Below are 23,157 nucleotides of genomic sequence, written 5' to 3'. Positions count from 1 at the left end.
CACGAGGAGGCCCCTCACGGTTTGTCAGGCGGCTTGCTCCAGCGCGCGGGCGGTGAGCACCCGGGCCAGGTGGGAGCGGTACGCGGCGGAGGCGTGCGGCTCGTCCAGCGGCGACGCGCCCTCGGCCGCCAGCGCCGCGGCGTCCGCGACGGACGCACCGGAGGCCAGCGCCTGCTCGGTGGCCGTCGCACGCAGCGGCGTGCCACCCATGTTGATCAGGCCGACGGACTTGCCGACCACGGCCACCCCCACGATCGCCCAGTCGATGGCGCGGCGGGTGAACTTCTCGAAGCCCCAACCGGTTCCGGTGCTCACCGGCACCCGGATCTCGGTCACCAGCTCGTCGGGCTCCAGCGGTGTGGTGAACGGCCCGAGGAAGAACTCGGCCGCCGGGATCCGCCGCTCCCCCTGCGGTCCGCGCACCACCAATTCCCCGTCCGAGGCCAGAATCGCGGCCGGCAGGTCGGCCGCGGCGTCGGCGTGCGCGAGCGAACCGCCGATGGTGCCGCGGTGCCGGACCTGCTGATCGCCCACCACGCCCGCGACGTGCGCCACCAGCGGCGCGTGCGTGCGCAGGGTCTCGTCCTGCTGCAGATCGTGGTAGCGCGACAGCGCGCCGATCGCGACGGTGTCGCCCTCGACGCGGACGTAGCGCAGCTCGTCGAGCGGCCCGAGGTCCACCAGCACCTCGGGTGTCGCGAGGCGCAGTTTCATCAGCGGCAGCAGCGAATGCCCGCCGGCGAGCAGCTTCGCGTCGTCGCCGTACTCGCCAAGCAGACTCAGCGCCTCGTCCACAGTGGACGCACGCCGGTAGCTGAACTGGGCCGGGATCACTGGGCGACCTCCTGTCCCGACGCGTCGATCACGGCGCTGACGATGTTGTGGTAACCCGTGCAGCGGCACAGGTTTCCTTCCAGCCCCTCGCGCACCTCGTCACGCGTCGGCTTCGGGTTGTGCGCCAGCAGCGACACCGAGGCCATGATCATGCCCGGCGTGCAGAACCCGCACTGCAGCCCGTGCTGCTCGCGGAACGCGCGCTGCACGGGGTGCAGCTCATCGTCCTGATCGGACAGTCCCTCGACGGTGGTGACCGAATGGCCGTCGGCCTGCGCCGCCAGCACCGTGCACGACTTCACCGACTCGCCGTCCAGCAGCACCGTGCACGCGCCGCAGGACGTGGTGTCGCAACCGATGTTGGTGCCGGTCAGTCCCACGTTGTCCCGCAGGAAATGCACGAGCAGGGTGCGGTCCTCGACCTCCTCGGAGACCGTGGAACCGTTGATCTCCATACTGATTTTCACTTCGCGACCTCCTGCAGAGTCTCCCAGACGCGCAGCGGCGTCGTGGGCATGTCCAGATGGCGCACGCCCAGGTGCGCCAGTGCGTCGACCACCGCGTTGTGCACCGCAGGTGTCGAGCCGATCGTCGCGGCCTCGCCGATTCCCTTGACGCCCAACAGGTTGCGGTCGGTCGGGGTGGCCATGTCGACCAGTTCGAAGTCCGGCAGCTCGGTGGCCGTGACGAACGAGTAGTCGGCGAGGGTGGCCGTGGTCGGGTTGCCGTCGGCGTCGTAGCTCATGACCTCCAGCAGCGCCTGCCCGATGCCCTGGCCCAGCCCGCCGTGCCGCTGGCCGCGGAACACCAGCGGGTTGACGACGGGGCCTGCGTCGTCGACCGCGATGATCCGCTTCACCTCGACCTTGCCGGTCTGCGTGTCGACCTCGACCACCGCCAGGTGCGCGCCGAACGGGAAGGTCGGCTTGCCCTTGAACCACACGTCCGCCGAAAGCTGCCCCTCCTCGGCACGCGCCGCGAGCTGCGCCCAGCCGACGCTGCCGCTGGCGGGCGCGCCCCGCACCTGCCACAAGCCCTCGTCGGCATTGAGTTCCAGGTCCTCCGGCGCCGCTTCGAGCATGTCGGCGGCGATCTCGCGGGCCTGCGCGATGACCTTGTCGGCCGCCTCCCGGACCGCGGACCCGCCCAGCTGCAGGGAACGCGAACCGAAAGTGCCGACGGCCTTGGGCACGTCGTCGGTGTCGCCGTGCTTGACGGTGATCTTGTCCATCGGGACGCCGAGCTGGTCCGACAGCAGCATGGCCAGCGAGCTGGCGAGGCCCTGGCCGTGCGGCGAACTGCCGGTGTACGCGGTCACCGTGCCGTCGGGGTTGATGTCGACGCGGCCGCTCTCGCCGCCACCGTCGCCGCCGGTGATCTCGACGTAGCTGGCGATGCCGAGGCCGAGCGCGACGGAGTCCCCAGCCTCGCGACGCCGCTTCTGCTCGGCGCGCAGTTCCGCGTAGCCGCCCGTCTCGAGCACCTTGTTCAGTGCCTTCTCGTGCTCACCGGTGTCGTAGCTGGCGCCGGTGGGCGTCGTGTACGGGAACTCCTCGGGCCGGATGAAGTTGACCTTGCGGACCTCGGCCGGGTCCATCCCGATCTCCGCGGCGAACACGTCGAGGCCGCGCTCGATCGCCGCCGTCGCCTCGGGCCGTCCGGCACCCCGGTAGGCGGCGACCGGCGTGGTGTTGGTGAGCACCGCGCGGCTGCGGGCCTCGACCTTCGGGAAGTGGTAGACGCCCGAGGCCATCAGCTCGGTCAATGTCGGCAGGAAGATCGCCCGCGGATAGGCACCCCCGTCCTGGATGATGTCGAGGCGGAACACCTCGATCGTGCCGTCGCGGCGCCCGCCGATGGTGACGGTGTTCTGCTGGGCACGGCCGTGCGTCATCGAGGTGAGGTTCTCGCTGCGGGACTCGACCCAGCGCACCGGGCGGCCGGCGCGCCGGGCCGCCCAGCCGAGCAGGACCGGCTCCGGGTCCGAGCCGATCTTGGCACCGAACCCGCCGCCGACGTCGGGGGTGATCACGCGGACCTGCTCCTCGCCCACGCCGAGCCCCGCCGCGATGGCGGTGCGGGCGATCTGGGCGTTCTGGGTGGACAGCCAGACGACGAGCCTGCCGTCCTCGCCCCACGTGCACGAGGCGCCGCGCACCTCCAGCGGCGCGGGCGCGACCCGCTGGTTGACGATCGTCTGGGTGACGACCACCTCGCAGCCGTCGAACGCGTGCTCGTCGAGCGGGCCGCCGTGCTCCTGCACGAGGTTGCTGCCGTGCTCGGGGAACAGCACCGACTCGTCGGACAGCGCCGCGTCGATGCTCGCGGCGGCGTCGAGCGGGTCGTAGTCGACGTCGACGAGTTCGGCGGCGTCGGCAAGCTGGTAGCGGTGCTCGGCGAGCACCAGCGCGACCGGCTCGCCGACATAGCGCACCACGTCCGAGGCGAGCCACGGCTCGACGACCGGCGGCACCTTGCGCGGGACGAGATCCAGATCCGCGGCGGTGTACACCGCGATCACCCCCGGCGATTCGAGCGCTTCCGACGTGTCGATCGAGGTGATCCTCGCGTGGGCGATGGGGCTGCGCACGAACATGGCGTGCACCGCTCCCGTCAGCGCTTCCTCACGAAGATCGTCGACGTAGGTCCCGCCCGTGGTGATCAGCTTCTGGTCCTCGATGCGGACCACCCGGGTGCCAACGATGCTCAAACTGGCCTCCAACTTTGGCTTTCTCGCCAGATCATGCCTTCACTCAGTGCCGAACATACCCCGGGGTTGTCTTTCTTCCGTTTCACGGAATACGGCTTTACGACACGAAGGCCTGCCACCCGAGCGTGCCCGCGAGCCCGAGCCCGGCGAGCGCGATCACGATGCGCAGCGGGGTCGCCGGCACCCTGCGGACGATCGCGGGCCCGATCCACGAGCCGATCACCGAACCCGCGCACAACGCGATCATCGCGGGCCAGTTCACCTTGCCGGTAAAGGCGAACACGACCGCGGCGATGAGGTTCGCGGCGCCGGTGGCGATGTTCTTGGCGGCGTTGGACCGGGCCAGCGACTGGGCCCACACGGTGGAGAGCAGTGCGAGCATCAGCACACCGGCCGCCGCGCCGAAATAGCCGCCGTACACCGCGACGCAGAAAGCCGCGACCGCGGTCAGCGGCCCCAATCCGGATACGGCCGAATTCGCCGAAAATCTCCGTAGGCGCGGACCGAGGAGCATCAGAATCGACGCACCTGCGATCAGAAAGGGCACGATCGCGGTGAACGCGCCGGCCGGCGTCAGCAGCAGCAGCGCGGCTCCGCAGGCGCCACCGATACCGGTGATCAGGCACAGCCGCTTGAGCTGCCCGCGCTGCCCGGCCAACTCCGGGCGTGAACCCGCGGCTGCGCCGACGGTGGTGCCGAGCAGCGCGAGCGTGTTGGTGACGTTGGCCGAGATCGGCGGCAGGCCGACGGCCAGGAGTGCGGGATAGGACACCAGCGAGGCAAGGCCCGCGACCGAACCCGTGAGACCGGCCCCCACGCCGGCGATGAGAAGGAAGATCAAGGCCGGCACGTTCACGAGGACCCAGTATCGCCGCTCGGCCGCACGGTCCGGCGTGCGGGTCCGAGGGAGGAAAATCCCTACCTAAGTCGCTTGCCGGTCCAAGATCACCTTCCTAAGTTTGTTTGCGGTCGCAACAAACGAAGGGAGACTCTCGATGAGGACCCGACTGTTCAGACTGGCGGTTCCCGTGCTCGCCGCGGCCGCCCTCCTTCTACCGGCCGGGCAGGCCCAGGCCGCGACGGTGTTCGCCGACGACTTCGACGGTCCGGCGGGTGCGGCGGCCGATGCCTCGAAGTGGCAGATGGAGACCGGCGACAACGTCAACAACCACGAGTTGCAGTGGTACACACCCGGCGCCCAGAACGCCGCGCTCGACGGGCAAGGGCACCTGGTGATCACCGCCCGCCAGGAGGGTGGGCACACCTGCTGGTACGGCGCGTGCACCTACACCTCGGCGCGGCTCAACACCGCCGGCAGGTTCACGCAGGCCTACGGACACTTCGAGGCGCGGATGAAGCTGCCGCGCGGAGGGGGCATGTGGCCCGCGTTCTGGGCACTGGGGGATGACATCGGCAGCGCGGGCTGGCCCACCTGCGGCGAGATCGACTTCATGGAGAACATCGGGCGCGAGCCCAGCACGGTGCACGGCACCATCCACGGCCCGGGCTACTCCGGCTCGGCCGGCATCGGCGCGGCCTACAACGGCCCGGTCTTCGCCGACGACTTCCACACCTACGCCGTCGACTGGGCACCGGACTCGATCAAGTGGTACGTGGACGGAAACCTGTATCAGACAAGGACTCCCGCGGACCTCAACGGCAACCGGTGGGTGTTCGACCATCCGTTCTTCCTGATCCTCGACCTGGCCGTCGGCGGCGACTGGCCCGGATCGCCGGATGGGAGCACACAGTTTCCGCAGCAGCTGGTCGTGGACTATGTGCACGTGACGGCGTAGGGACGGGCGAACGCCCGGCGGGCGAAGCAAGCCACAACCCGCTCCTCCCCCAACCCCGATCCCCAGCCGCACTACGCCGGATCGGGGTCGGGGGAGGAAACCGGCAGGCTCGCATCGGACCGGCACGGCGAAAGATGCCTCGCCGGCGGGCAGGCTCCGGGATGACTCGGGGACCGCGGGAAACTCGCGTTAGCGGGTTGGTCGCCGGGAGGTGCGGGGGTGGCGTTTCCAACTAGAACGTGTTCTACTACTCCCATGCGGTACGGGATTGTGCTGTTCACCAGTGATCGTGGGATTTCGCCTGCTCGGGCTGCTTCCGTTGCCGAAGAGGCGGGCTTTTCGTCCTTCAGCGTGCCCGAGCACACGCACATTCCGGTCAAGCGCGAGGCGCCTCATCCTCGCACCGGGGACGCCTCGTTGCCCGACGACCGGTATCGCCGCACGCTCGATCCCTGGGTCGCCTTGAGCACCGCCGCTGCCGTGACCTCGAAGATCTCCCTGTCCACGGCCGTGGCGCTGCCCGTCGAGCATGACCCGATCTCGCTCGCGAAGACCATCGCCTCTCTCGATCATCTCTCCGGCGGGCGCGTCTCGCTCGGGGTCGGTTTCGGCTGGAACGTCGACGAGCTCACCGATCACGGCGTGCCCCGTGGCCGCCGTCGCACGATGTTGCGCGAGTATCTCGAGGCCATGCGTGCACTGTGGACGGACGAGGAAGCCTGCTACGAAGGCGAATTCGTCAAGTTCGGGCCGTGCTGGGCGTGGCCGAAGCCTACCGGCGCCATTCCCGTGCTGATGGGCGCAGCCGGCACCGAGAAGAATTTCACCTGGATCGCGAAGTCCGCGCACGGCTGGATCACCACGCCCATGGAAGGCGATCTCGCCCCGAAAATCGAGCTCCTGCGACAGACGTGGGCCCGCCACGGTCGTGCCGGCACGCCGGAAATCACGGTGCTGGCCGGGAAGCCCGATCCCGAAACCCTCGCCACCTGGCGGGAACTCGGGGTCACCGAAGTCCTTTTCGGACTTCCCGACCGCTCGGCCGACGACGTCGCGGGCTACATCCGGCGGCTCGGCACGACACTCGAAATCGGCTAGGACCTACTCCGAAGCCTGCTCGGTCAGCGGCAGCAGCACCTGGAAACGCGTCTGTCCCGGCTTGGACTCCACCCGCAGATCACCGTGGTGCCGGTCGACCACGATGCGCCACGAGATGTCCAGCCCGAGCCCCGTGCCCTCCCCCACCGGCTTCGTGGTGAAGAACGGCTCGAAGATCCGCTGCTTGTGCTCGGCCGAAATGCCCGGGCCGGTGTCGCCGATCTCGACCAGCAGCCGGTCCCCGCTCGGCGCGGTGCGGATGGTGAGCGTGCCGGACCCCGCCATCGCCCCGACCGCGTTGTCGATCAGGTTGGTCCAGACCTGGTTCAGCTCCCCGGCGTAGGCGGGCACCGTGGGCAGCGTCCGGTCGTAGTCCTTGACGACCTTGACACCGCCGCCGATCTTGCTCGCCAGCATGACGAGCGTGGAGTCCAGTCCGTCGTGCACGTCGATCCACTGGTGCGGCGCACGGTCCATCTGCGAGTACTGCTTCGCGGCACCCACCAGAGCCGAGATGCGGGTGGTCGAGTCCTCGATCTCGCCCATCAGCATCTCGGTCTCCAGCGCGTAGCCCAGCCACCGCACGGCACCGTCGAGCAGCGAATCGCCCACCGATTCCAGTACGTGGTCCATGCTCTGCGCGGTCAGCCCGGCCGAGACGAAGATCGGCGCGAGGTCCCAGCCCTGCTCCAGGCCGTGGTCCTCCAGCCAGTCGCCGATCTCGTCCTCGCGGTCGGCCTGCTGCATCGCGGTCAGCGGCGGCGCCGAAGCGACCTGCTTGACCAGCCGCTCCTGCACGTCCAGCAACTGTTCCAGCAGGTTCGGCTCGATGTCCTTCTTGGCCAGTATCGCCAGCTTGTGCCGCATCCCGGCGACCCGCTCGCGCAACGCCGCCGTGGCACGGACGGCCGCGGCCGCGGGATTGTTCAGCTCGTGGGTGAGCCCGGCCGACATCTCGCCCAGCGCCATCAGCCGCCGCCGCGACCCGATCAGCGTGTCGGTGTTGCGCCAGCCCAGATAGGACCCTTCGAGCAGATGCGTGGCCATCGGGAACCAGCCGCGGAACTGCTCGGCGAACTCCTCGGCGGGCAGGGTCAGAAACGTCAGGTCGCTGACCGCGTAGATCGAGGCCGCGTACCGCTGGTAGTGCTGGTTGTAGAAGAACTGCGTGGCCCCGCAGTAGGCACCGCGCTGATCCGACCGGGTGGTCTCGACCTCCCCGCCGCCGACCGTCTTCGTCATCCGCAGCGCCCCGGACAGCAGCACGTAGAAGCACGTGGCGGGATCGCCCTCGGCGATGATCTTCGTGCCCGCCGGGTAAGACTCCGCCTTCGCGTGCGCGAGTATCCAGTCGAGCTGCTCGTCGGACAGGCTCGTGAACAGGAACAGTTCCCGCAGGAACTCCCGAGTCAAGATCGGTTCGCTCATTGCTGCTCCAGGTACCGGTGCACCAGGGTCACGGCCATCGCGCCCTCGCCGACCGCCGACGCCACCCGCTTCACCGACTGCGCGCGCACGTCACCGGCCACGAACACCCCTGGTATCGAGGATTCCAGATGATGCGGATCCCGGTCGAGCGACCAGCCCTTGGGACGCTGGCCCTCCACGACGAGATCGGGCCCGGTGCACACGAACCCGTGCTCGTCGCGCACCACCGCCTCGCCGAGCCATTCGGTGCGCGGGGCCGCGCCGATGAACACGAACAGGTGCCCCGTCGGCACCGTCTCCCGCTGCCCGGACGCGTCGCACAGCGTCAGCGCCTCCAGGTGGTCGTCGCCGTGCGCCTCGACCACGGTCGTGCCCGTGCGGACCCGCACGTTGTCGATCGCTTCGAGCTGTTCGATGAGATAGTGCGACATCGACGCCTGCAACGACGGCCCGCGCACGACGATCGTGACGTCCTTGGCATAGCGGGAGAAGAACACCGCGGCCTGGCCGGCCGAGTTCGCACCGCCGACGATGTAGACGTGCTCCCCCGAGCACTCGGGCGCCTCGGTGGCGGCCGACCCGTAGTAGACGCCACGTCCGGTCAGCCGCGCGACACCCTCGGCCTCCAGCGCCCGGTACGACACGCCGGTCGCGAGCACGATCGAATGCGCGGCCAGCTCGGTGTCGTCACCGAACTTGATGACGCGTCCCGAGCCGCGCGCCTCCAGCCCGACGACGTCGCGCGCGGTGAGCACCTCGGCGCCGAACTTCTGCGCCTGCCTGCGTGCCCGGTCGGTCAGCTGCGCCCCCGACACCCCGTCCGGGAAACCGAGATAGTTCTCGATGCGCGAGCTCTGCCCGGCCTGCCCGCCGGTCGCCTTGCGTTCCACCAGCAGTGTGCGCAGGCCCTCCGAGGCGCCGTAGACCGCGGCGCCGAGCCCGGCGGGACCGCCGCCGACGACGATCAGGTCGTAGAACTCCTCCGCGGGCCGGGTGGACAGGCCGACCGCGTCGGCGATCTCCTCGCCGCCCGGCTTGCGCAACACGGTGCCGTCCGGCGTGATCAGCACCGGGATGTCCTCGCGGGTGGCCCCCGCCGCGTCGAGCAGCCTGCACGCCTCCGGCTCCTCGACCGAGTACCAGCGATAGGGCACCGAGTTGCGGGCGAGGAAGTCGCGCACCAGATACGACGGCGACGACCAGCGGTGCCCGATCAGCTTGGTCTCCTCGACCGGCTGCTGTCCCGCCGCGCGCCACGCGTCCACGAGCGCGTCGACGACCGGGTAGAGCTTCTCCTCCGGCGGGTCCCACGGCTTGAGCAGGTAGTGGTCGACGTCGACGACGTTGATCGCCTGGATCGCGGCGTCGGTGTCGGCATAGGCGGTCAGCAGCGCCCGGCGGGCATGCGGGAACAGGTCCATCGCCTGCTCCAGGAAGGAGATGCCGTCCATCTGCGGCATCCGGTAGTCGGCGAGGATCGCGGCGACCGCGTCCCCGCGCAGCTTGATCTCGCGCAGCGCGTCCAGCGCGTCGGCGCCGGACGCGGCGCGGACCACGCGGTAATCCTGGCCGTAGCGACGGCGCAGGTCTCGGGCGACGGACCGGGAAACGGAAGGGTCGTCGTCGACCGTCATCAGGATTGGCAGGCTCACGACGTCACAGTACGGCCTGCGCGCAAGTCGGTAACAGTGCCGCAGCGACGGCCACGGGCGTGGGCACAAGGTCCGTTCGGGGCAACACCGGTTTAACGCGACGCCGGAAACCACCGACTCATCAGGTGTCAGGCCGACAAGGAGGTCGTCATGCCACGAACCGCCTTCACCGAAGTCACCGGATGTTCGGTACCACTCCAGCAGGCGCCCATGGGCCCGATCTCCCCGCCGGAGCTGGCCGTCGCGGTCGCGAACGCGGGCGGGGTCGGCACGATCGCCGCGATGGGCCTTTCTCCCGACCAGATCGTGGCGCTGTCCGAGCGGATGCGCGCGAGCACCGGCGGCGTACTGGCGGCCAATTTCCTCACCGACGACATCGACCCCGACGCCGTGGACGCGGCCGCGGCCCGGTTCCGCATCGTCGACTTCTTCTGGCGCGATCCCGACCGGGCGCTGATCCGGCGCGTGCACGCGGGCGGTGCGCTCGCGCTGTGGCAGGTCGGTTCGGTCGCGGAGGCACGCGCCGCCGTGAGCGCGGGAGCGGACATCCTCGCCGCGCAGGGCACCGAGGCCGGCGGCCACGTGCGCGGGCATACCGCGCTGCTGCCGTTGCTGTCCGCGGTGTGCGACGAGGTCACGGTGCCGGTACTCGCCGCGGGCGGGATCGCCACCGCACGCGCCGTGCGCGCGGTGCTCGCGGCCGGGGCGGCGGGTGTGCGCGTCGGGACCAGATTCATCGCGAGCACCGAGTCCGGCGCCCATCCCGGCTATGTGGCCGCGTTGCTCGCGGCGGGCGAGGACTCCACGGAGATCACCGCCGGCTTCGCGAAATGCCCGTTGTGCGTGTCGGTGCCCAGAGCACGGGTGCTGCGCTCGGCGATCGACGCGGTGGGCGAGCTGGCGTTCGAGAACGCGGGACGTTTCCGGCAGGGCACGGAGATGGTGCCGCTGCCCGCGCACGCCGGCCTGCCGCCGTACCGGGACGTCGAGGGCCGGATCGACGCGATGGCGTTGTACGCGGGCGAATCTGCCGGTGCGGTCAGGGAGGTGCGTGACGCGGCGGACATCGTCGCGGAGCTCATGGGCGGGTGACGAGGCGTCCGATTCCCGCCAGCGGCGCAGGTCTTGCTTCACGAGACTGGCGGTATGAAGCACATTCCGATCGAACCGGCGATTCTGTACTTCGGCACCCCGGTGGTGCTCATCTCGACCCGCAACGAGAACGGGTCGGCGAACCTCGCGCCGATGTCGTCGGCGTTCTGGCTCGGCTGGCGCGGCATGCTGGGGCTCTCCGCCCGGTCGAAGACCACGCAGAACCTGTTGCGCACCAAGGAATGCGTACTCAACCTGCCCTCGGACGCGCTCGTGCCGGCCGTCGACCGGCTCGCGCTGACCACGGGTGTTGATCCGGTGCCTCCGGTCAAGGCCGAGCGCGGCTACCGCTACGAGCCCGACAAGTTCGGAATTTCCGGCTTCACCCCGCTGGCGGCGGAAACCGTGTCGCCGCCGCGCGTCGAGGAATGCCCGGTGCACCTGGAATGCGCCGTGGCGGGCGTGCACGAGGTGGCCGGGGACGACGAGGCTCAGCGCGGCCGGATCCTGGCGATCGAGGTGCGGGTGCGGCGGGTCCACGTGCATGAGGACATTCGCATGCCCGGCACGGAAAACCGGATCGATCCGGACCGCTGGCGGCCGCTGATCATGAGTTTCCAACGATTCTACGGTCTCGGCCCCGAGGTGCACCCGTCCAGGCTGGCGAGCATCCCGGAGCACCTCTACGCGGGCCCGGACCTGGAACGCGCCCGCCGCGCGAGGTACGCCGGCGCCGAACCCTAGCCCGCGCGCGCCGTGAGGGACCCCGTCACGGCGATCTCGCCGGTCTGCTCGACCAGGCGGGTGCGCAGCTGACTCAGCGCGCGGTGCTGTGCGACGCGCACGGCGCCGCAGCTGGGCATCCCGAGCCGGTCCGCGGTTTCCCGCGCCGAAAGGCCCTCGACCACGCGGAGCAGGACGACCGCGCGCGAGGGCGGGGCGAGCGTGTTCAACAGGGTGACCAGTTCGTGCCGGGTCGCGGACTGCTCGCTGCGGCGCTCCGGATCGGCCGAACGGTCGGGCAACGCCCATTTCTCCTCGGTGAGATCGCCGGCGGGCAGCACGGTTTCGCGGGCCATGGCCCTGCGGTGCTCGGCGATCTTCTTGCTCGCGATGCCGTAGGTGTAGGGCACGAACGCCTGGATCTGGTAGCGGTAGCGCGGTAAGGCGTGCACCACCGCGATGCTGACTTCCTGCACCACGTCGTCGACGTCGATGCGCCACCGTTCGCGGGCGGAGATGCGCCGGTGGCAGTAGCGCCGCACCAGCGGCTGCAGGCGCCGCACCAGTTCCGTCGTGGCGACCGAATCGCCCTCCATGGCGGCCACCACCAGCTCGCGCTCGACCGGACTCACCATCGTCTGCCACCCCCGAAATCCGTGCTGAGCACACGGCCGCCGGGGTCCGGAGCGACGCCTCAACCATGTGCATCGCGTCGCGACGGCACATCGTTAGCGGCAGACGGCGCCAAGGCGTCCCGTCCTGCCCCGTTGTCGGCGCACCGAGCGTCGCTGTTACGTGAAACGGCAGGTCACCCGGCGGCGATTTCCTGGTCGTCGCGACGTCGGCCAGGAAGGAAGCCGCGGTGAGTGAACCGTTGACCGTGGACGCGCCCGGGGCGGCGAGCGGACGAGAGCGGGTAGGGCCGGTGCACGCACTGGCGCTGACCGCGAGCACGTTCATCGCCGCCGCCGCGCTGCTGGAAGTCCTCATCGCGGTCGGCAACTGGCTGACCTACGAACTGATCGGCTCCTACCTCACCGAGCAGACCACCACGCTCGCGGACCTGCAACGACAGGACACGCTGATGTCGGTGGTGAACTGGCTCGACATCGCGGCCATGCTCGCCGCCACGGTCGCGTTCCTGTGCTGGCTGTGGCGGGCGCGGGTGAACGCCGGGATCCTGTCCACGGCGCGGCACCGGCTGGGCCAGGGCTGGGTGATCGGCGGCTGGCTGTGCCCGCTGCTGAATCTGGTGCTCCCGTACGTGATCGTGCGCGACATCTGGCGGGCGCACCGTCCGGGGACGGGACGTGTGCTGGTCGGCTGCTGGTGGCTGCTGCTGGTCACCGGGACGGCGCTGGACCGTTTCGTGCGGTACTTCGAGCTGCGTTCACCGGACAGTCTCGACCAGGTGCGCGACGGCGCCGCGCACAGCACGGTGGCCGCGCTGCTGCGGCTGGGCGCCGCCGTGCTCGTGCTGGTGATCATCCGGCGCGTCACGCGGTGGCAGCGATCTTGCCTTGACGTCCGCGTCAATGTTTAGGCTCGGTCACATGCGGATCGGCGAACTGGCGCAGCGCACCGGCACCACGACGAGAGCACTGCGGTTCTACGAGGCACAGGGCCTGCTGCGGGCACACCGGGCGGCCAACGGATACCGCGAGTACGGCGAGGACGACTTCCGGCTGGTGAGCGAGATCCAGACGCTGCGCGCGGCCGGGTTCAGCCTCGAGGACACCCGGCCGTTCGTGGAATGCCTGCGCTCCGGTCATGACAGCGGCGACTCGTGCGCCGATTCGATCGAGGCCTACCAGCGCAAGCTCGCCGAGGTCGACGCGTGCCTCGACCAGCTGGAAGCCGTGCGGGCGGAGCTGGTGGCCAAGTTGGCCAAGGCGCTCGCGCGGCAGCCGGATCCGTGCTGTGTGGTGGCCGATTCCGGAAAGATCGAGGAGCCGTGATGACGTTCGAACGCGATGTGCTGGGCAGCGACCGGCCGGTGCTGGTGGACTTCTGGGCGCAGTGGTGCCCGCCGTGCCACATGATCGCGCCGGTGCTGGACGAGATCGCCGCCGAGCGGGCGGATTCGCTGACCGTGCACAAGATCAACGCTGATGAGAATCCCGAGCTGGCGCGCGACTACCAGGTGATGTCGCTGCCGACGCTGATCCTGTTCCGCGGCGGCGAGCCGGTGTGGTCCGGCGTCGGCTCACGCCCCAAGGCCAGGCTGCTCGCCGAACTCGACGCCGCACTCGGCTGAAGGCGCCGGTCGCGAGCGATCCATCAGCGGAAGTGCTCGCCGGCGCGGTCGATCATCTCGCGGACGTTGCGCTCGGTGGTCAGGTCGCGGGCCTGGCCGACGGTCAGCCAGCGCAGGTCGGCGCCCGGCTTCTCGGGCCGGGCCCGCTCGGGCGCGCCGGTCGCGAGCAGGAAACGCAGGTCGGCGTGCTCGTGCGCGGGTTCGTGCCCCTTCGCGGGGACGGGCACGACGGTCACCTGCACGAGCGCGTCGTCCGGCCACGGGCGCAGGTCGGTCAGGCCGGTCTCCTCGCGCCCTTCCCGCAGCGCGACGGCCAGCGGGTCGGTCTCGCCGGGGTCGGCGTGCCCGCCGACCTGGAGCCACGCCCGCTGGCGCGCGTGCCAGCGCAACAGCACCTGCCGCGTCGGCGGATGCACGACGAGCGCGGAAGCCGTGACGTGCAAGGGGATCGCGCGGGACCAGGGATCGTCGGCGTCGCGCACCAGCTCGCGGACGCGCGCGAGGTCCGCAGCCTCGTCCGGGTCGCGGGGGCGGTAGGCGGCGAGCAGTTCGGCGATCATCACGGCCGAGCCTACCGGCGATCGCGGGTGCCCGAATCAGGCCGGGAAGTCGAACTCGTATCCCTGCGACTTCAGCCACGGCAGCAGGATCTCCAGCGCGTCGACGGTCTGCGTGCGGTCGCCGCCGCCGTCGTGCAGCAGGACGAGGGCGCCCGGCCGGATGTCGTGCTGTGCGCTCGCCACGATCCGGGCCGCGCCCGGCATCGCCCAGTCCCGCGTGTCGACCGTCCAGGAAAGCGCTTTCATACCCGCCCGTGACGCGATCGCCCGCATCGGGGGCGACCAGCGGCCCGCGGGGGCGCGGAAGTAGTCGACCGGCACATCCTTGTCGGCGGCGACCTGCAGATCGGCCCAGCAGCCCTGTATTTCCGCCGTCATCCGCTGCTCGGTGCGGGTGCTCAGTTCCTCGTCGTGGCTGACCGTGTGGTCGCAGACCCGCATGCCGCGCCCCAGCACCGCGCGCACCAGTTCCGGATGCCGCGTGACCTGCATGCCGACCATGCAGAACGTGGCGACCGCGCCGTTGCGGGCGAGCACGTCGAGTATCCGGGGCGTGTAGGCCGGATCGGGTCCGTCGTCGAAGGTGAGCGCGACGTATCGGCCGGTCCGGGCCGTGGTGTGGATCAGGCTGGGGTCGGCGGGCGGTGCGCTCACCTCGGCCGGTGTGCTCGCCGCGGCGGGCACGTCCTGCCGTGCGGCCACCTGGGCCGCGGCAGGCGACTGGTCGAGTCCGGGTGAGAACATCGACACGAGGAGCGAGATCGCGACGACGAGCGTGCTGAGCAGGGCGGCCCAGCGATAGACGTAAGGCGGGCGCAACACCGGGTAGCGCATCGTCACCTCCAAGGCCGACGCGCTGCACCTTAGAGTGAATTTCCGCTCAATCGGGGGATTTCAGGTTGTGTCTTATTCGCGGCTGAGCGCCACCCAGTTCAGCTTCTCCTGTTCACGGCGCGGTAGCCGCGAAACGACGAGGTCGTAGGAGTCCTCGATCATCTCCAGTACGAGCTGCTCCGGCACCGAGCCGTCGAGCACCACGGTGTTCCAGTGCTTCTTGTTCAGGTGGTAGCCACCGGTGATCGCCGGGTATTCCAGCCGCAGTTTCACCGCGATGTCGGGATCGCATTTCAGGCTCACCCGCAACGGCGTCGCACCCAGCCTGCTCAGTGCGAAGATCTTGCCCCGCACCTTGAACACACTGTTGGACTCGTCGAACGGGAACTCCTCGCCCGCGCCGGGAAACGCGAGGCAGGCCGCCTTGAGTGCCTCCGCCTTCATGCCGCCCAGCGTAACCATGCTCGACTCGCGCGAGTCCCCTGGCTAGAACGGCGTCAGTTCGATGGTTATGCCGGTAGGGGCCGTGTCCTGGATGTAGGAGGCGAAGCTCAGCACGTCGTCGAACGGGAAGCCGTACGCCTTGCCGTCGACGGTGTTGGCGTGCATGGCCTTCGAGTAGTGGTTGGTCACCGCGTCCTGATAGAACGTGCCGGGATCGGCCACAGGCTGGTTGGGCCGGCTCAGCAACGTCGAGCGGTTGAACGCCGCGCCGAGCACCGCCGCCACCGGGCCGGTGCGGCCGTCGTTGGGCGCGGCCAGCGCGCCGTCGCAGTAGAAGACGTCCCGCGTGCTGGGTTTGGCGAACGACGCGACGCCACCGCTGAAGTTGAACGTCCCGCCCGAGACCTGGCCGGTGTAGGTGCCGGAATCGGTCTCGACGGTCAGCTGCTGCCCGCTGTACTTGCTCCACACCTGGTCGATGGAGGAGCCGAAGTAGTCGGCGGGGAAGATCCCGGTGTCGATGCCGTGCCCCGGTGCGATCACCCGCAGATCGCCGACCACCAGCGGCGCGAAGGTGGAGTTCGCCTTGATCGCGTTGAAGATGTTCGCGCGTCCGCCGGAGACGAGCGTTCCCGTGGTCTGCGTCGCCGCACCCTTGAGCGTGATCGACAGCGGCACGCTGAACATGTCCACCATCGTCGTGTTGCAGAACATGCCGCTGCTGTTGTGCGTGAACTCGACGCAGTCGTGCAGCACGGTGTAGCTCGGGTCGCCGGAGACCCATCCCGCCGGGTACTGCAGCGCCGAGTTGCCGGCGCCGTCGGTGACGGCCTTGAACTTCAGTTCGCCGCCCAGCGAGAAGTAGACGCGGCCGGACATGTCCGGCGGGATCGCCAGCGTCGTGTCCCCGCCGGCGGCGAGCGGGATCGACAGGTCGGCGAACCCATCGGGTCCGTTCAGCGACAACAAGACCGGGGTGAGTGTCCCGTTCGGACTGACGAAGGACTGCTGACCGGTCGCCAGGTTGGTGCCCACGATGTAGTACCAGACCTGGGAATTCGCGTACCGGTTGCTGTGGTTGACGATGGTCAGCGGCAGTGCGGTGCCCGCCGCGCTGGCGCCCCGCCCGCTGATCTGGCCCGCCGCGAAGGCGGCGCCGACCGGCGCGCCCACGAGTGCGACGCCGAGGCCCTTGAGTACTGATCGCCTGTTCGGCATGGATCTCCCTTCTCAGAAACTGGCGAACGTCCTGGTTTGGAAGTCCACTTCGAACACGTCGTATGTGCTGACAGCCTTGCCGTGGACGCGGTCGGTCCAGACCACTTGAGCCCGCTCACGCACCGCCGAACTTCGCGGTGAACTTCGTGAAGTCCCAGTCGTTCTGCGTGACGTTGCTGCAGATTCCGTTGTCGGCCGAGGTGCCGCAGGCTCGGTCGCGGTTGACCGACCAGAACGTGAACCGGCCGAGGTTGTGGGCGAGTGCGTAGTCGAGCACGGTCTGGAAGTCCGACTGGTAGAAGTACTCGGCGGCGTCGGATTTGCCGTTCATACCGGAGAAACCCTCGCGCGCGTACGCGGTCGCGCTGTCCCAGCCGAGGTGGTTCATCAGCAGCGAGTGGAATGCCTCCAGTGCCGAGGTCTGGCTCGCCGCGCCGTTGAAGCCACCGTCGAAGGGCATGATGGAGAAGTTGTCCGGGGTGAAGCCGAGGGATTTCGCCTTGTCCAGCAACAGGGTTCCGAACCAGCCGGTGCCCGCGGCGGTGCCGGGCATGGTCACCGAGACGAACAGGCCCGGGTTGTCACGTTGCAGGATCTGCGCCGCGCCGAGTTCGTTGTTCATCGCGGCATCGTTCTCGTATTCCGGTTCCTCGAGGTCGAAGTCGATCGCCTTGAGGCCGTACTTGTCGATGACCTGCTGATAGGCGGCGGCGGTGGTGTCCGGCGACGAGCAGGTCTGCCCGAGCTTCGTGCCGCCGTAGCCGCCGACGGACACCGAGACGTCGCCGCCCGCGCCACGGATCTTGTCGATCACGCCGGCGACGGCGGTGTCGGAGGAGACCGCGGACGTGCCGTCCCAGGTGGGACTACAGCCGCCGCTGCTGGGCGCGAGAATGAAGGCGAGCTGGAACGCCTTCTGGCCGGTCGCCGTCATGACGGACACCGGGTCGGGCGGATTGTTGCTCAGGGGCATCAGATAGGGAGCCGAGGCGTACCACTTGTCGCTCAGTGTCGCGGCGCTCGCCAAAGGGGCCGAGGCGATGGCGGTACCGGCGACGATCGTGGCCGTGGCGATGAGGGAGGCGATGGTCCGGCGATGCACTTGTCCTCCTTGGGGGAAGGGAACTGCGCCGGATCCCAATGTGGACTAGACCATTAGTAACCGTCAAGGATTTGGCCTAGACCAATACTTTCGTACTGTCCCGCCGCCCGGAAAGTCCCCTTCGCCCGAGCGACGGGCGAAGGGGAGGCGGAATACCGGTGAATTTCAGGGTCGGTTCCCTGATGCCGGACGGCGCATGCTGCGGCATCGTGGAGTCATGACGACGACGAAGACGCTGGCCCGTTCACGGGACGACCGAGTGATCGCCGGGGTGTGCGCCGGCCTGGCCGAGTACGTGGGCTGGCAGCCGAACACGATGCGGCTGCTGTTCGTGGTGTCGTGTCTGCTGCCGGGGCCGCAGTTCCTGATCTACCTGGTGCTGTGGATCGTGATGCCGGAGCGCAGGTAGTCAGTCGACGGCCATCTCACCGAGCAGGGACCAGTCGTCCTGCTCGAGCTTGGTGTTGACGATGCGCGGGGTGCGGGCGAGGTAGGGCGGCAGCTGCTGCTGGGCGGCCTTGAAGTGGTCCGACGAGACGTGCGCGACACCGGCGTCGTCGTCGCGGAAGGCCTCGACCAGGACGTATTCGTTGGGGTCGTCCAGGCTGCGGGACCAGTCGAACCACAGGCAGCCGGCCTCGGCGCGGGTGGCCTCGGTGAACGCGCGGCTGATCTCGGGCCAGTTGTCCGCGTGCTCGGGCTTCACCTGGAACTTGGCGGTAATGAAGATCATCGAAGGCTCCCTCGGTCGCTGGCCTCGGTGATGTTAACGCAAGCGCCGCCGGCAGGATGTCGCCCATGCGTGTGCGCCTGCTGCTCGCCGGTTACTGCGCGTTGGCCCTGGTCACGGGGTGCACAGCGCCGGTTTCCCCGCCCGCGACACCTCCCGGTGATCCGAGCTTCACGCGGGGCCGTTCCGGGGCTACCCGGACTTCAGCGCCCCGCCCGAGATCGCGGCCCACCTGGCCACGATCGGGTACGACGACTGCTCGACGGCGTCCAATAACACGCTCGACCAGGGCGTGGACGGAGTCACCAGTACGCTGGACACCCTGGACGCGGCGGGCGTGAAGCACACCCGCTCCGGCCGCTCGGCCGCGGAAGCCGCTCGCGCTGGACATGAAAGGCGTGAAGGTGGGGCACGTGTCCTTCACATTCGGCTTCAACGGCCGGAAGTTCCCCGCGGACAAGCCCTGGCTGGCGAACACGCTGGATGCCGACGCGGTTCTGGCTGCGGCACGCGCGGCCCGTGCCGCGGGGGCGCAGGTGGTGGTGGCGAGCCTGCACTGGGGGACGGAATACCAGCAGACGCCGACGCCGGAGCAGCGCCGCATCGCCACGAAGGTGCTCGGCGACCCGGCGGTGGACCTGGTCATCGGGCACCATGCGCACGTGGTGCAGCCGTTCGAGAAGATCAACGGCAAGTGGGCCGCCTACGGGCTCGGGAACCAGCTGGCGCGGCACTCGGAGCCGCGAGGCACGACGGAGGAAGGTGCGTCGCCCGGTTCCACTTCACGCGCTCGGGCGCCGGCTGGACCGTCGACCGCCCGGAATACGTGCCCACCGTGATCGACCTCGGCCCGCCGATCCGCCTGAAGGTGGCCGCCGCAGGCTCCGCCGCCGCAACCCGCACGGACAGGGTGGTCCTGGGCCGCGGCGCGGCAGCCCAAGGCCTCACCCGAGGCAACTAGGTCCCCCTGACTGCAGGGCGGGTTCCGGGACCGGATAAGCTCTGACAAGTCGCCACGGCGACGGCCGGGATGTGGCGCAGCTTGGTAGCGCACCTGACTGGGGGTCAGGGGGTCGCAGGTTCAAATCCTGTCATCCCGACGGTCACTCGAAGGCACCCGATCCGGGCGAAAGCCCAGGTCAGGGGGGCCTTGTGCGCGCGGGCAAGATCGACCTGCCACGGGTCCGCAGTTTGCGCTTGTGGGTCAGTTGTGGGTCCCGGCCTTGGCCATGCAGGGTCACGTTGCCACGTTGAGGGTACGCGCTCGTTGAAGGCGAAACGCCGCACGGCTGCGTATCCCAGCTGGCCGGGGTACGCAGCCGCAGCTCGGCAACAGTCCAGACCACGCAGCCACCCGCAGTAAAGCAAAGGACCAATCCCCCTGCCAGCCGCTTAGCCTGTCGAGCTCCCGCAAACTCCACAGCCAGGGCCAGTGTGTCGACGCAGCCGGGGCGTCGATTGGCTTTCTGGCTGTCAAATTCCAGAGACGCTGCCATGCCCGCCCACTCGGGTCACGTGCGGGCGCGTCCGACAAGTCGCACGCGGCGTGGCCGACGCGTGACAGAAACAGCAGGCACCACGCCGGGGGCTATGCGATAGCGCGCTGATACGCAGCCGGTTATTGGTTGTTGGACTTTTCGACATGGAGAACAATTCCGGTCGTCGTTAGATTGAGCGTGCCGTGCAAATTAAATACAACCCGCCTTACGATCAGCAAATTTGTAGCACCCCCGGATATGTCAGACGTTGAGATTGCTAGCTCGTCTCCTACCCGTGGGATTTCATCTAGAATAGCCGAGGTTTCGCTGCCATCATCGTTGGACACAATAGTTACGTTCGACATCTCAACCGTCACCGTAAGCCCTACTTCTCATTTTCCTCAACCGTTTCCATCTCACTCAGCTTTTTATCGAGCACATTTGTGCCTTGGATGTATATTTGAACGCGGTCGCCATCTACGATAATTTCCCCATCAATCGCCTCGTCCATTCCGACTGTTTCAGATTCAGCGGGCAAGCCGTCGACCGCGGTGCTATTAACCTGTTGTGAATAGATCTTTGTGCCGTCACTAATCGCACTTTGGAAGAACTCAGCATTGGCCACCACAAGATTGGTTTCGGCCACCGCAAACGTAACCACCAAAGGTACCGTTATCATGGCGGCCGACGTCAACGCTATCGCTGCAACGACTACGGGATAGGTAGCCGTAAGAACTTTGAGAGCCTTGATCCATGTCGTTCCGCTCCATTCGCCAGGAGTCGCGAAAGGATACCCGAAGACGTTAACGTACTCAGGAGAATAGCCGTTCTCATGTCCCAATACGGTACCAAATACGGTACGAAGCACCGCCGATGAGTCCGTCAACTGCTCAACTTTTTGCGCCGCGAGGCCTTCGGCCGCAGCAGGCTTTATCTCAAATTCCGCGATAGTCCGCAGCTTTTCGTAGATCCCACCAGTGGGGTCAAGGCCAGTATCGTCCGGTATTATGCTTGCATTTCTTCCTCCGGGAAACAAACTCTTTGCAGCCGCAGGCGATAGCACGCAAGCTTCTCCAGCTTTGTCGCCGTCGGCGAAGTTGTAAACAAATGCTCCGCTATCGCTGACGATATTGTTTCCGAACATTTCAAACCATGCCGTGTGCCACGACGTGAAGTAGTGCCCGGTATAGGGATGCGTCAGCATACTCAGTAGCAGCGACTCCTGACCGTATGTCCCACCCGGCTGACTTAGGATTTGTTTGAATACCTCGCCCGGCCCCACCTTATCGCTTAATACCATTGCACCAAGGACGTTGACGATACCGTTCATGTACAGCGTACGTCTCTGCTCCGCACGTGTCTCTGTTTCCAAGTCACTAGGAATCGCAAGATTTTTCAACGAAGTGCAGACTCCAAGTAGATCGCTCGTCAGAACTTTGATCGTTTTCTCAGTCACGGCAACCTCACGATCACGAAGGTTTTTGTGGTCACTCCTGAGTCGTTTCTCCCGTCGGCGTCGTTACTGTACAAGTGACGCATCCAAATGCCGTAAATCGTTAAGTTCTGAGGCTCATGTCGGGATTCGACATGCCGACATATAGCAACGGGACCAGGGCGCACTTTGTCGCCTCTGCGCAACATGATCAGTGAGAATGTCCAGGTCTCGGGTAGCCGCCGATCGTTGGAGTACACGCAATAGCGTATGGACATCTGCTGGACTTCGTACCAACTCGGGTAGGCTTGAATGAGAAACCGCGACCGGGGTGCGTGAATGACTGACTTGATAGGACCTGCACGGCGCGCCCACTCTGATGTCACGAGTCGACCTACGTCTCGACGCGAGCCCGACCTGTAGAAGAGCAGCACCGACGCAACAGCCGAATTCATATTCGACAATTACAATGTCCTACGTAACGAGTTTCAGCCTGCGTTTGCAACTGCAATTCTCGAAGCGAAGGTTGGCAGGCCCCGCACGTTCCTAAGGCCGCAACAGCGGCAGGCTCAGCAACGGCATGCGCTACACCGCGCGTAGGCCCTGCGGGACGGACAAGTGTTTCGACAGCAACTCACCCGCTGTCGCCACGGACCGGCGGTCTGGGTGGAGGTAGCGTTGCGTGGTCGTGATCGAGCCATGACCCGCGATCTTCTGCAGGTGATGGACGGGCACACCGGCGTCGGCGAGCCAGGTCAGGGCGGTATGGCGCAGGTCGTGCCGACGTAGGTGGTCGTAGCCGAGCTTGGTCACTACCTCGTCCCAGTAGGTAGCGTCACGCAGGACGGCGGTCGTGATGCGGCCACCGCGGGGGCCGGTGAACAGCCTCGCGTCGCGGGTCCCGTCGGTCTCGGCGATCCGGCGCTCGACCAGGTCACGAATCTCCACGATCAGCGGGACCACGCGAGCGCGCTTGCCCTTTGTCCCCTTATCTATCAGGCCCCCTGGGGCCGGCGTCGTCTGGCGCCGCACGGTCCAGGTCCATTCCTTGGTGTCCACGTCGCCCACGCGGCAACCGGACACCTCGCCAATTCGAGCGCCAGTGCATGCCGCGAACATGACCACTTCGCGCCAGATGCGCTCTTGGCCGGCGGACCGCGCAACCAGGGCGTCTGCGAGCTTCACGAGCGCATTCCAGTCCGGCAACGCGAGGGCGCGTGGGTCATCGAGTTCGTCCTGAACCTGCTGGTACTGACGCTGCCAGCCAGTAATGCGGGCTGGGTTGCGGTCGATAATGCCGTCACGCACCGCTTGCTCCATGACGCGTACGAGGACGGCAAGGCTGTTCTTGACTACCGACCTGCTACACCCGTCGGCTATCCAGCCCTCGACCGCACGGTCGACGGCCCCATAGGTGATCATCCGCACCGGCACGTGCCCGAGGGCGGGCACCACGCGCAGCTTCCATCCGCCGAGGTAGGGATCAGTCGTCTTCAGTTCCAGACCGCGGAGCGCCAGCTGCATGTTCAGCTCGCCGTACTCGCGCAGCGTCATCGTCGCCGCAGCCAGATCGAGGCCGCCAGCCGCCGCCTGTTGCATCCTGGTAACCCAGTTGGCGGCTGCCTCTTCCGTCTCGTGGCTCGTCGACAGCCGTCGACGTTCGCCCGTCTCCGGGTCGTACCAGTGCACCCGTGCCCGAAACGGCGCACGCCGCCCTGGCATCTCCTCGATGTGACCACGAACGTTCACGCCGAGCGGAGGCTGTGCGC

The 23,157-nt window shown here is 67.9% G+C and carries 23 protein-coding genes, 1 tRNA gene and 1 pseudogene; 10 read left to right on the top strand and 15 right to left on the bottom strand.

The features are described 5' to 3' along the window. Positions 1-24: 24 nt before the first annotated feature. From HFP15_RS11890 to HFP15_RS11875, 4 genes are all read right to left on the bottom strand, one after another. Positions 25-834: an FAD binding domain-containing protein gene (locus tag HFP15_RS11890; protein WP_168514658.1), complete on the bottom strand. Its 810-nt coding sequence runs from the start codon at positions 832-834 to the stop codon at positions 25-27. Further along, the gene (locus HFP15_RS11885; protein ID WP_168514656.1) at positions 831-1,301 is read right to left on the bottom strand and encodes a (2Fe-2S)-binding protein; all 471 of its coding nucleotides are present in this window, start codon (positions 1,299-1,301) and stop codon (positions 831-833) included. The genes HFP15_RS11890 and HFP15_RS11885 overlap by 4 nt, the downstream gene beginning before the upstream one ends. Next, a complete protein-coding gene (locus HFP15_RS11880; protein WP_168514654.1) occupies positions 1,298-3,544 on the bottom strand; it encodes a xanthine dehydrogenase family protein molybdopterin-binding subunit in 2,247 nt (748 codons plus the stop codon). Before HFP15_RS11880 ends, HFP15_RS11885 begins: the two co-directional genes overlap by 4 nt. A gap of 97 nt (positions 3,545-3,641) precedes the next feature. After that, complete coding sequence (locus HFP15_RS11875; protein ID WP_168514652.1) at positions 3,642-4,400, bottom strand: sulfite exporter TauE/SafE family protein; 759 nt, start codon at positions 4,398-4,400, stop codon at positions 3,642-3,644. 139 nt (positions 4,401-4,539) lie between these two features. Here HFP15_RS11875 and HFP15_RS11870 point away from each other — a divergent pair, with 139 nt between their 5' ends. Next, the gene (locus HFP15_RS11870) at positions 4,540-5,340 is read left to right on the top strand and encodes a glycoside hydrolase family 16 protein (RefSeq protein WP_168514650.1); all 801 of its coding nucleotides are present in this window, start codon (positions 4,540-4,542) and stop codon (positions 5,338-5,340) included. 255 nt (positions 5,341-5,595) lie between these two features. Further along, complete coding sequence (locus HFP15_RS11865; RefSeq protein ID WP_168514648.1) at positions 5,596-6,438, top strand: LLM class F420-dependent oxidoreductase; 843 nt, start codon at positions 5,596-5,598, stop codon at positions 6,436-6,438. A 3-nt stretch (positions 6,439-6,441) separates the two neighbouring features. Here HFP15_RS11865 and HFP15_RS11860 read toward each other — a convergent pair whose 3' ends face one another. Together HFP15_RS11860 and HFP15_RS11855 are read right to left on the bottom strand one after the other, a co-directional pair. Further along, positions 6,442-7,866, bottom strand: coding sequence for an ATP-binding protein (locus HFP15_RS11860; RefSeq protein ID WP_168514646.1), 1,425 nt, complete (start codon positions 7,864-7,866; stop codon positions 6,442-6,444). Then, positions 7,863-9,518: an NAD(P)/FAD-dependent oxidoreductase gene (locus HFP15_RS11855; RefSeq protein ID WP_168514644.1), complete on the bottom strand. Its 1,656-nt coding sequence runs from the start codon at positions 9,516-9,518 to the stop codon at positions 7,863-7,865. The genes HFP15_RS11860 and HFP15_RS11855 overlap by 4 nt, the downstream gene beginning before the upstream one ends. 150 nt (positions 9,519-9,668) lie before the next feature. Between HFP15_RS11855 and HFP15_RS11850 the strand changes: the two genes are divergently transcribed. Together HFP15_RS11850 and HFP15_RS11845 are read left to right on the top strand one after the other, a co-directional pair. Then, positions 9,669-10,610, top strand: coding sequence for an NAD(P)H-dependent flavin oxidoreductase (locus tag HFP15_RS11850; RefSeq protein ID WP_168514642.1), 942 nt, complete (start codon positions 9,669-9,671; stop codon positions 10,608-10,610). A 54-nt stretch (positions 10,611-10,664) separates the two neighbouring features. Then, positions 10,665-11,354 carry a flavin reductase family protein gene (locus HFP15_RS11845; protein ID WP_168514640.1) on the top strand — a complete coding sequence of 230 codons (690 nt, stop codon included), beginning with the start codon at positions 10,665-10,667 and terminating at the stop codon, positions 11,352-11,354. Here HFP15_RS11845 and HFP15_RS11840 read toward each other — a convergent pair. Continuing rightward, on the bottom strand, positions 11,351-11,968 hold the full coding sequence (locus HFP15_RS11840) for a sigma-70 family RNA polymerase sigma factor (RefSeq protein WP_168514638.1): 618 nt from the start codon (positions 11,966-11,968) through the stop codon (positions 11,351-11,353). The two genes, HFP15_RS11845 and HFP15_RS11840, sit on opposite strands and share 4 nt — an antisense overlap. Positions 11,969-12,195: 227 nt before the next feature. Here HFP15_RS11840 and HFP15_RS43465 point away from each other — a divergent pair, with 227 nt between their 5' ends. Genes HFP15_RS43465 through trxA form a run of 3 tightly spaced genes read left to right on the top strand, consistent with a single transcriptional unit; the run spans position 12,196 to position 13,590 of the window. Further along, positions 12,196-12,876 carry a DUF4328 domain-containing protein gene (locus HFP15_RS43465; protein ID WP_168514636.1) on the top strand — a complete coding sequence of 227 codons (681 nt, stop codon included), beginning with the start codon at positions 12,196-12,198 and terminating at the stop codon, positions 12,874-12,876. A 10-nt stretch (positions 12,877-12,886) separates the two neighbouring features. Then, positions 12,887-13,291, top strand: a complete 405-nt coding sequence (locus HFP15_RS11830; RefSeq protein ID WP_168514634.1) for a MerR family transcriptional regulator — start codon at positions 12,887-12,889, stop codon at positions 13,289-13,291. Continuing rightward, the gene (trxA, locus tag HFP15_RS11825; RefSeq protein ID WP_168514632.1) at positions 13,291-13,590 is read left to right on the top strand and encodes a thioredoxin; all 300 of its coding nucleotides are present in this window, start codon (positions 13,291-13,293) and stop codon (positions 13,588-13,590) included. The genes HFP15_RS11830 and trxA overlap by 1 nt, the downstream gene beginning before the upstream one ends. Before the next feature lie 23 nt (positions 13,591-13,613). On the opposite strand, the gene HFP15_RS11820 is transcribed toward trxA, so the two are convergent. From HFP15_RS11820 to HFP15_RS11800, 5 genes are all read right to left on the bottom strand, one after another. Continuing rightward, positions 13,614-14,150 carry an NUDIX hydrolase gene (locus HFP15_RS11820; protein WP_168514630.1) on the bottom strand — a complete coding sequence of 179 codons (537 nt, stop codon included), beginning with the start codon at positions 14,148-14,150 and terminating at the stop codon, positions 13,614-13,616. 36 nt (positions 14,151-14,186) lie between these two features. Continuing rightward, positions 14,187-14,984, bottom strand: a complete 798-nt coding sequence (locus HFP15_RS11815) for a polysaccharide deacetylase family protein (protein WP_168514628.1) — start codon at positions 14,982-14,984, stop codon at positions 14,187-14,189. A gap of 72 nt (positions 14,985-15,056) precedes the next feature. Further along, positions 15,057-15,428, bottom strand: coding sequence for an MmcQ/YjbR family DNA-binding protein (locus HFP15_RS11810; protein ID WP_168514626.1), 372 nt, complete (start codon positions 15,426-15,428; stop codon positions 15,057-15,059). 42 nt (positions 15,429-15,470) lie between these two features. After that, positions 15,471-16,646 carry a glycoside hydrolase family 64 protein gene (locus tag HFP15_RS11805; RefSeq protein WP_168514624.1) on the bottom strand — a complete coding sequence of 392 codons (1,176 nt, stop codon included), beginning with the start codon at positions 16,644-16,646 and terminating at the stop codon, positions 15,471-15,473. 115 nt (positions 16,647-16,761) lie between these two features. Then, positions 16,762-17,748 (bottom strand): chitinase, encoded by a 987-nt coding sequence (locus HFP15_RS11800; RefSeq protein ID WP_312871551.1) that lies wholly within the window; start codon positions 17,746-17,748, stop codon positions 16,762-16,764. Between the two features lie 217 nt (positions 17,749-17,965). Between HFP15_RS11800 and HFP15_RS11795 the strand changes: the two genes are divergently transcribed. After that, a complete protein-coding gene (locus HFP15_RS11795) occupies positions 17,966-18,157 on the top strand; it encodes a PspC domain-containing protein (protein ID WP_168514622.1) in 192 nt (63 codons plus the stop codon). Here HFP15_RS11795 and HFP15_RS11790 read toward each other — a convergent pair whose 3' ends face one another. Further along, positions 18,158-18,481 carry a putative quinol monooxygenase gene (locus HFP15_RS11790; protein WP_168514620.1) on the bottom strand — a complete coding sequence of 108 codons (324 nt, stop codon included), beginning with the start codon at positions 18,479-18,481 and terminating at the stop codon, positions 18,158-18,160. Positions 18,482-18,698: 217 nt separating this feature from the next. Between HFP15_RS11790 and HFP15_RS11785 the strand changes: the two are divergent. Beyond that, positions 18,699-19,317: pseudogene (locus HFP15_RS11785) on the top strand (CapA family protein). Between the two features lie 187 nt (positions 19,318-19,504). Continuing rightward, positions 19,505-19,578, top strand: a tRNA-Pro gene (locus tag HFP15_RS11780). Between the two features lie 763 nt (positions 19,579-20,341). On the opposite strand, the gene HFP15_RS11775 is transcribed toward HFP15_RS11780, so the two are convergent. Together HFP15_RS11775 and HFP15_RS11770 are read right to left on the bottom strand one after the other, a co-directional pair. After that, positions 20,342-21,412, bottom strand: coding sequence for a hypothetical protein (locus tag HFP15_RS11775; RefSeq protein ID WP_168514618.1), 1,071 nt, complete (start codon positions 21,410-21,412; stop codon positions 20,342-20,344). A 561-nt stretch (positions 21,413-21,973) separates the two neighbouring features. Beyond that, complete coding sequence (locus HFP15_RS11770) at positions 21,974-23,137, bottom strand: tyrosine-type recombinase/integrase (protein WP_312871550.1); 1,164 nt, start codon at positions 23,135-23,137, stop codon at positions 21,974-21,976. Positions 23,138-23,157: the final 20 nt, after the last annotated feature.

The sequence above is a fragment of the Amycolatopsis acididurans genome (assembly GCF_012328925.1).
In the GTDB taxonomy this organism is placed as follows: domain Bacteria; phylum Actinomycetota; class Actinomycetes; order Mycobacteriales; family Pseudonocardiaceae; genus Amycolatopsis_E; species Amycolatopsis_E acididurans.
This window is presented reverse-complemented; position numbering and strand designations above follow the sequence as displayed.

Bases quoted from the DNA above. Each gene is read 5' to 3' on its own strand.
- HFP15_RS11870 (WP_168514650.1), top strand. From the start codon at position 4,540: ATGAGGACCCGACTGTTCAGACTGGCGGTTCCCGTGCTCGCCGCGGCC.
- HFP15_RS11865 (WP_168514648.1), top strand. From the start codon at position 5,596: ATGCGGTACGGGATTGTGCTGTTCACCAGTGATCGTGGGATTTCGCCT.
- HFP15_RS11860 (WP_168514646.1), bottom strand. From the start codon at position 7,866: ATGAGCGAACCGATCTTGACTCGGGAGTTCCTGCGGGAACTGTTCCTG.
- HFP15_RS11850 (WP_168514642.1), top strand. From the start codon at position 9,669: ATGCCACGAACCGCCTTCACCGAAGTCACCGGATGTTCGGTACCACTC.
- HFP15_RS11845 (WP_168514640.1), top strand. From the start codon at position 10,665: ATGAAGCACATTCCGATCGAACCGGCGATTCTGTACTTCGGCACCCCG.
- HFP15_RS11840 (WP_168514638.1), bottom strand. From the start codon at position 11,968: ATGGTGAGTCCGGTCGAGCGCGAGCTGGTGGTGGCCGCCATGGAGGGC.
- HFP15_RS11830 (WP_168514634.1), top strand. From the start codon at position 12,887: ATGCGGATCGGCGAACTGGCGCAGCGCACCGGCACCACGACGAGAGCA.
- trxA (WP_168514632.1), top strand. From the start codon at position 13,291: ATGACGTTCGAACGCGATGTGCTGGGCAGCGACCGGCCGGTGCTGGTG.
- HFP15_RS11820 (WP_168514630.1), bottom strand. From the start codon at position 14,150: ATGATCGCCGAACTGCTCGCCGCCTACCGCCCCCGCGACCCGGACGAG.
- HFP15_RS11815 (WP_168514628.1), bottom strand. From the start codon at position 14,984: ATGCGCTACCCGGTGTTGCGCCCGCCTTACGTCTATCGCTGGGCCGCC.
- HFP15_RS11810 (WP_168514626.1), bottom strand. From the start codon at position 15,428: ATGAAGGCGGAGGCACTCAAGGCGGCCTGCCTCGCGTTTCCCGGCGCG.
- HFP15_RS11805 (WP_168514624.1), bottom strand. From the start codon at position 16,646: ATGCCGAACAGGCGATCAGTACTCAAGGGCCTCGGCGTCGCACTCGTG.
- HFP15_RS11795 (WP_168514622.1), top strand. From the start codon at position 17,966: ATGACGACGACGAAGACGCTGGCCCGTTCACGGGACGACCGAGTGATC.
- HFP15_RS11790 (WP_168514620.1), bottom strand. From the start codon at position 18,481: ATGATCTTCATTACCGCCAAGTTCCAGGTGAAGCCCGAGCACGCGGAC.